The sequence below is a fragment of the Ruminiclostridium papyrosolvens C7 genome (assembly GCF_000421965.1).
Classification (GTDB): Bacteria; Bacillota; Clostridia; order Acetivibrionales; family DSM-1351; genus Ruminiclostridium; species Ruminiclostridium papyrosolvens_A.
Genome location: NZ_ATAY01000085.1, coordinates 172,443 through 179,871, shown reverse-complemented (window position 1 = coordinate 179,871; position 7,429 = coordinate 172,443). Strand labels below are relative to the sequence as shown.

The window sequence follows — 7,429 nt, the reverse complement described above, 5'->3', positions numbered from 1 at the left end:
GTTTTAATTTAGAAAAGATTTTTGGGCAATTTGTTAGGATGGTTGATTATAGTTAATTAAAAATATATAATATAAGTCTGTTTAATATTTTAAAGAAGAGAGGGGTAATAATAATGTCAGCTGCAAACCATCCGGCCTATAAGGAAGAGCTTGAAAGGTGCAGATATACTCTGGACTATGTGGAAAAAAGCCTGAAAAAAGCTCTTGAAAAGAGAGAGAAGATAGGTAATGAGCTTGAAAGTGTACAAAAGCATATGAGCGGTGACAGTAGTGCGGATTATACTAGTATACTGGTAAATACGATGCTACATGATACTCTGGCTTTAAAGGTTAAGAATTTATATACCGCCAGAGGTAAACCTTATTTTGCCAGGGTAGACTATAAGGAAAATGATTCGGATAGGACAGAAAAGCTGTATATAGGAAAAATGTCACTATCTAGGGATGAGGACCAGGAAATAGTTATTGTAGACTGGAGGGCGCCAATAGCTAACCTCTATTACGAGGGCAGACTCGGACAGTCAAGCTATGAATGCCCGGATGGCAAAATCGATGGAGAGCTTCTTTTAAAAAGGCAATTTTCAATTAATAATGGGAATCTTAATGAAATTTTTGATATAGATATAACAACAAATGATGAATTTCTTCAAACTTATCTTGGAGCAAATGCAGAAAATAGACTTAAAGAAATTGTTTCTACAATTCAGGAGGAACAGAATAAAATAGTAAGAGCTCCCATGTGGAAGCCGCTGATTGTCCAAGGGGTTGCAGGTAGTGGTAAAACAACTATCGCTCTTCATAGAATAGCATATCTTATATATACATTTGAAAAAAGTTTTGATCCTGAAAATTTTATGATTATTGCTCCAAACCGACTTTTTCTTAACTATATTTCGGAGGTATTACCTGAACTTGGAGTTGAAAGGGTTAAGCAAACAACTTTTGAGGATTTTTCTATGGAGCTTATAGGGAAAATTTTTAAGCTCACAGATGCAAATGAAAAGTTGAATATGTTTGTTAATCATAATGTGACAAAGGAACAGATTGAGTATAATAATCTTGTAAGATGTTCGTCTATTCTTAAAACATCCATGGATTTCAAAGATATTATTGATGAATACTTAAGGGAAATTGAAATATCTTTTATTCCTAAAAAAGATATTACCCTCGGTACTAAAGTTATTTTTTCATATGAAGAAATAAATAATTTGTTTCTAACCCAATATGGTATGTGGCCTATTGCACAGAGGATGAATGAGATTAAGAAAAGTATTAAAACAAGGTTGAAAACGAGTAAGGAACAGTTTATTCAACAGATACATGCTGAGTGTGACAAAAAGGTAGCAAGGGCAAGGGTAGGAATTCCTGATGAGTCTGAAAGACAAAAGTGTATACTAGAAGCTTTTGAAAAAAGAGACCGTGTTTTAAAGAAGATTGATAAAGCAGCAAAATCTTTAGTCAAGGACTATGTAGCCAATCTACCAAAATTAAGTCCATATCAATACTATGTTGATCTGATGAATAATGCTGAAGTTTTCGATAGGATTGTGGGCAAATACACTGACGAAGAGACATGTAAGTTTATTAGGAATTATACTCTTGATATATTAAAGAGTGAAAGGATTGAACAGGAAGATCTGGCACCGATTATATATCTAAAATATAAAATTTACGGTATGGATGAGAAGATACCTGTCAGGCATATTGTAATCGATGAGGCTCAAGATTTCAGTGCATTTCAGTTCTATGTTATGAAAAAAATTGTCAAGGACAGCTCTTTTACGATTCTTGGAGATTTATGTCAGGGGATTCATTTCTACAGGGGAGTACGTAGTTGGGACGAGATTGTTAATAATGTTTTCGAGGGTAAAAAGTGCGAGTTTCTAACCTTGGAACAAAGCTACAGAACCACTGTTGAAATTATGGAGGCTGCTAATAATGTTATGGAGAAACTGGATAATAAGGATTTGGTACGTGCAAAACCTGTTATCCGACATGGGGATCCTGTTGAATATATTCAGAAGTATGACATTGATAATGTTGCCGAAGACATAGCTGAAAGGATTGTACTGGCAAAAAGGCAAGGACATAGAACAATAGCAGTTATCTGCAAAACTATGGAAGAATGTAATCAAATACTGCCCATGATAAAGAAAGCTGATAAAAATATAAGTATTATTACAGGAAATGAGAAGGAATACAAAAGCGGTATTGTAGTCGTTCCATCTTATCTATCGAAGGGTCTGGAGTTTGATGTGGTACTTATTTCAAATGCCAGCAGCGAAAATTATTCAACAAGCGATCTTGATATTAAGCTGCTTTATGTAGCGATGACGAGGCCTTTGCATAAACTTTGTATTTATTACACAGGAGAAATTTCAAGTCTGCTTAAATAAATAAAAAACGAACCCGGCTCATGTAGTATTTTACATCACAAGAGAGGGTTCATTTTTATAGAAAGGTTTTTATGAGTTTTCGCTGGTCTTATTACTTCTTGTAGCTATTTTTGCTGCTCTTGCCTCTTTTTTTGACATCTTTGGGGCCTTTTTTGTACTACCTTTGTCTCCCATATAATTACTCCTTTCATATTAACTTATAAACATTATTACCATATATTCCAAGGTAGATACCATAACCTATAATAAAAAACCCTCATTTTTAAGATGAGGGTCATATTTTTTATCTATGAAATATAAACCGTGTTTGAGGATTTTTCAAATTTGAAGTTAAGCTTTAAACATTCTGCCAAGGTTTCCAGATTTATATAGGGTATTTTGTTTATATAAATTTCTGTTAAATTAAGTTTCTCTTTCTGACTGTCTGATATCTTTCCTGCAAGTAGTGTAACATCTTTTTCCGCGATGTATTGCTTCCCATCTAAAGATATTATCTGTCCTTCACGAAATAAATTGCTTTTATATATTAATGAGGTCTTTTTATCGCTATTAAATTTTGCCTGCGTCATCAGCTGTTTGGCGATTCTGACTGGGATAAGCTTATTCTCATTCCAAATTGTACTGTAATATGACCATTCTACAGGCTTTGTAATACCTCTTTTACCTCCTACTTCAAGTGTAAAGGATGGAATTTTTAATTTTTGTACACACCAATCTTTAAATCCCGAAGTAGACGATTTGTAGTTGGAGGGGCTTACCAAACTGTAACCGGTTGTAGTCTTTAGCATATTTGCATAAGTCAGGTCTCTTGTTCTATCTGCTCCTTCTTGTCCAAAATACCAGTATATTATATTTCCTGCTGCATGATATGCAAGAGTCAGGTCAAACTCTATATTAAGGCATAAATCTCTAACTGCCTGGGTTTCAGGCTCAGAGAATACTTTAGTTCCTGTAGAATATGTAGAGGTAATTTTTTTAAACCAGAGCGCATCATAATTATGATTAAGGTCTACCTTATTAGCGTTAAAGTAATAGGATGGAGATCCACTAACACATATCTGTACGCCATCCGGATTTACCAGCGGCATAAAATAAAAGGTTACTTGATTATCAAGCAGATTCCTGACTTTTTGACCGTCAATACTTCCATTACTAGCGTATGCCTCTAGTAAATTCTGAATCTGGTTTAGTGTAAGGATTGTACCTATGTATTCTCTGGGATGATGGGCCGCATTTATAAAAATCTTTTTAGAGCCGCTTCCTATTTTTATTACTGACAAATCTCTCTTTTGTACACTTTTTCCTGCTGAAAAAAGATATGTTATATTGCTGTAATTTTTATTAAACTCTGTAAGTCGTTTCTGTGTCTCTGTATAAACATCCTTGCTTTTATATATTTGTTCAAGAGTCTTTGAATATGTAACTTTTGACGCTTGTACTGAAAAGATGCTCAAGGATGTTAGTGTATAGATTATAGCAAGTAGAAAAATCTTTATTCTTTTAGACATGAAAACCTCCAATAGACGACATAATATTACAATAACTATTATTTTATATTATATTTACTGTTTTGGCTAGAAGTTAATACTACACATAAAAAAGAACCGGCAGCAGTGCTATCGGTTTGCTATTTTAAATGCTACTTATTATTTTTTCCAAGTAGATACGTGATAAAATGTTGAGCTGTTCTTCCTGACAAACCGCCATTGCGAAGTTCCCACCGGTTTGCTTCAAGATAAAGTTCTTCTTCAGGAATATTGATATGATGTTTGTCGGCAAGTACTTTAACAATTTGCTGAAATTCTTTTCTGTTGGGAGCTATATACAGAATCGGTAAACCGAATCTTGCTGATAGTGAAAGCTTTTCCTGAACCGTATCGTTGGTATGAAGGTCGTCATCCCTGTCGTTCTTGTCACTCCACTTCTCCCGGATAATATGTCTTCTGTTAGAGGTAGCATAGATTAGTACATTTTCTGGTTTTGCCTCAAGGCCTCCTTCTATTACAGCCTTCAAATATTTATAATCTGTTTCAAAATCTTCAAAGGACAAGTCGTCCATGTAAATGATAAATTTATATTTTCTGTCTTTTATCTGCTCTATAATAAGGGGCAAATCCTTCATTTGGTGTTTATATACCTCTATCATTCTGAGACCATGTTTAAAGTATTCATTTAAAATGGCTTTAATACTTGATGATTTACCTGTACCGCTGTCACCATATAAAAGTACATTATTGGCCTTGCGTCCCTGTACAAAAGATTCTGTATTCTTAATAAGCTCGTTCTTTTGAAGTTGATAGCCAACAAGGTCCTTAAGAAGTATTTGCTCTGTATTTGTAATAGGCTTAAGCTCAATAGTTCTATCACAGTGTATAACACTGAATGCTTTGTTTAATCCAAACTTTCCAACACCGAACTTTTTGTAAAAGTCAGTTATTATTTCGTAGAATGTATGTTCATTCTCAGATGATGATAGTCTATTTACGAGTTCATTAAAACATGGCAGACTATTATTTGTATTTTTATCGGTGTCGTAGGAGACAAAACTTTTAATGATGTTTAAAGACTGGGTTTGGAGAACTTCGTCTATTAAGGACAAATCAAAGTCATATAATTTTTTTAATATAATGAAATCATTTAATACCAGCTCGTTTATTGTACCGCTTGGTTTTTCAGATACCTCACAAGACCGTGAAAAGGCATTTTCATTTGTAATAAGAACATAGGTAAGGTAACAATGAAACAGATTACCACTAAAATCATGGTCAACTGAAAACTCAACTAATTTATGCAAACCCTCGTATAGTCTTGACTTTATATTTTCCTTGGAAAAAGCTTTGCTTTGGTAATTGTTTATAACCCACGAAAGGTCTTCAAAAATATCAGGACGGTAAAAATACTTATACAGGATTAGTTCATTTGTGTTAATATACATAAGCCGCAGTTCCTTTGCTATTTATGTTTTATTTCTGTTATAGCACTGACCACAGGGTATGTCAACAAAAAAGGCAGTTAGTGGATTAATTTATTAAGACTAATCTATGATATTTTTCTGGTAGTTAAAGCATAACCGCTTATAAAAATTTGGATTATACCGGCTGCAAAAAATTCAACAGAAGGCAAGTACCATTCTCCCAGAATTGTCACCTGAGCTATTACGCATATCAATAGCATTAATCCAACTAAGGCTGATGACAGCCAAGACATATTGAAACTGTCATTAAGGCACATAATTGCCGAAAAAATGTTACCTGCACCAAATAAAAGAATTGCAATTATACCGGGCTGAACCCAACTATTAAAAGGTAGTTTAAAAAGCCATTCCGTGGGATATTCAGAGAATATCCCACTATTGGATTGTATCATCTGTATGCCTATGACAATAGCTGTTATACCTAAAACTAAATCATATATACCCAATATGATATTACTTTTTTGCTTCAATATAACCATCTCCTTAGCTACTTGGACTTATTAAGTACCTTTGATGCCTCGATGCTGTCCAGTGTAAAGCCATATAGTTTGTTTCGTACAGAAAGCTGAAGTTTTTTATTTTCTACTATTTCATTAAAGTTAATTTCTGTTTTTTGGTGCGTTGGTAAATCCCACAGTTTTTCCAGTTGGGGAGCAGCTGTATAGGATATTTGATTCAAATAAAATATTACTGAGGGTTCATCAGGATTTTCAAGATAGCTGTCTACATTGTATTCTGCAATAATTTTTTCAATGTTAGTAAGGCTTAATACACACACACCTGCTATTACAGTCAATCCAATCCACTTTGTAACATCCAACCTGATTTTAAAGCACTTTATTATCATCCATAGCAAACACAATCCAATTACCGCCATAAGCCAGAGTGTCAGAACACGTTTTATACTAAGACCGTAAGCACTTATATACATAAGCATTCTCTTAACTGCAGATATAAGTAATACGCCGTCACCCGCACATAGAACCACTGTTCCTAGGCTTACCCATATAGAAAGTTTTTCGTTTTTTTTCTTTGTCATAACTATAACAAAAAACGCAATGGCAAATATTATTGCTGATGCAGTACATAGTTCAAAGAAGCCTCGTCTTGCATAATCTGCATAGCCTATTCCTGAATTTTTTATATTATCTAATCCCCCAAACAAATACATGAACTGAAATCCTACAAATGCTATCAAGAATATATTTATAATGGTTAAGAAAGTACCGGTAATTACAGGTTCTATGCAGCTGCCCAAATTTTTTACGGTTTTTTCTTCATGTTTTTCATACTTTAAACCAAGCAGTGCAGCGCCAAGAAATACACCTGACGGAAGTCCTAAGAATAAATCTATAGATATCCGGTCAAAGTCTAAACCTATGAAGTTATTAAATGATCTTACCGAAGCAGCAAATACTGCATCTGCTTGAACAAACAACCCCATAAGGATTGCGGCAACAGGTACAGCCACGATTATACCTATTAGGGCGTACAAGATGTTTTTAGTAGTATCAGATTTCTTGTTCTTGAGTATTCCAAAAGAGTTGAAGGGCATTGGAAGATTAGTAAAAGGCTTAGCGAATAGGTTTGAAATAACTTTGACAAGTGTGTCCGGCGAAAATAAGCTGTTTATCTGAAAATTGCCAAGAAGAATAAGCTGTATGCATATAATTCCGGTTAACGTAAGCCATGTAATCCATCTGGTACTTGGATTGTAATGAATAAAGAAGCTTACTGCCATTAGCATTGCCGGTATGGTTAAAAGTACAGCTGCTTTATTAAGGGGAGTAGCATTCTCTCTGAAAAAGTAATAAATGCTGCAATAAAAGGCAGTGAGATATATTGGAGCTGCTATCCCCGGTGATTGGAAAAAAATCGTTTCTAAAAACAGTATAGATAATATAATGCTCAAGATTGAGATTGTTAATCCTTTGGATGAAGTAACGCGTGATTTAAATTCATGATATTCAGGTTTTTTATTTCTTGGCACATAACTTGCATAATAAGGTGGGGGTAATGGAGTGGCTGAAGCTCCGGATATTTGATCTTTATTTTCCAT

At 34.2% G+C, this 7,429-nt stretch carries 5 protein-coding genes; 1 reads left to right on the top strand and 4 read right to left on the bottom strand.

The features are described 5' to 3' along the window. Positions 1 to 113: 113 nt before the first annotated feature. Positions 114 to 2,396: an RNA polymerase recycling motor HelD gene (gene helD / locus L323_RS36735; protein WP_020816679.1), complete on the top strand. Its 2,283-nt coding sequence runs from the start codon at positions 114 to 116 to the stop codon at positions 2,394 to 2,396. 287 nt (positions 2,397 to 2,683) lie between these two features. Here the strand turns inward: helD and L323_RS36730 are convergent, their stop codons facing one another. The 4 genes from L323_RS36730 to L323_RS36715 form a co-directional block, all read right to left on the bottom strand. Next, positions 2,684 to 3,904, bottom strand: coding sequence for a M14 family zinc carboxypeptidase (locus tag L323_RS36730; protein WP_020816677.1), 1,221 nt, complete (start codon positions 3,902 to 3,904; stop codon positions 2,684 to 2,686). Positions 3,905 to 4,035: 131 nt separating this feature from the next. Beyond that, a complete protein-coding gene (locus tag L323_RS36725) occupies positions 4,036 to 5,331 on the bottom strand; it encodes an ATP-binding protein (RefSeq protein WP_020816676.1) in 1,296 nt (431 codons plus the stop codon). A 104-nt stretch (positions 5,332 to 5,435) separates the two neighbouring features. Continuing rightward, entirely contained in the window at positions 5,436 to 5,849 is a 414-nt protein-coding gene (locus L323_RS36720; RefSeq protein ID WP_242835322.1) for a hypothetical protein, read from the bottom strand. 8 nt (positions 5,850 to 5,857) lie between these two features. Then, positions 5,858 to 7,429, bottom strand: coding sequence for a DUF4153 domain-containing protein (locus L323_RS36715; RefSeq protein ID WP_020816674.1), 1,572 nt, complete (start codon positions 7,427 to 7,429; stop codon positions 5,858 to 5,860).

Bases quoted from the DNA above. Each gene is read 5' to 3' on its own strand.
- helD (WP_020816679.1), top strand. From the start codon at position 114: ATGTCAGCTGCAAACCATCCGGCCTATAAGGAAGAGCTTGAAAGGTGC.
- L323_RS36730 (WP_020816677.1), bottom strand. From the start codon at position 3,904: ATGTCTAAAAGAATAAAGATTTTTCTACTTGCTATAATCTATACACTA.
- L323_RS36725 (WP_020816676.1), bottom strand. From the start codon at position 5,331: ATGTATATTAACACAAATGAACTAATCCTGTATAAGTATTTTTACCGT.
- L323_RS36720 (WP_242835322.1), bottom strand. From the start codon at position 5,849: ATGGTTATATTGAAGCAAAAAAGTAATATCATATTGGGTATATATGAT.
- L323_RS36715 (WP_020816674.1), bottom strand. From the start codon at position 7,429: ATGGAAAATAAAGATCAAATATCCGGAGCTTCAGCCACTCCATTACCC.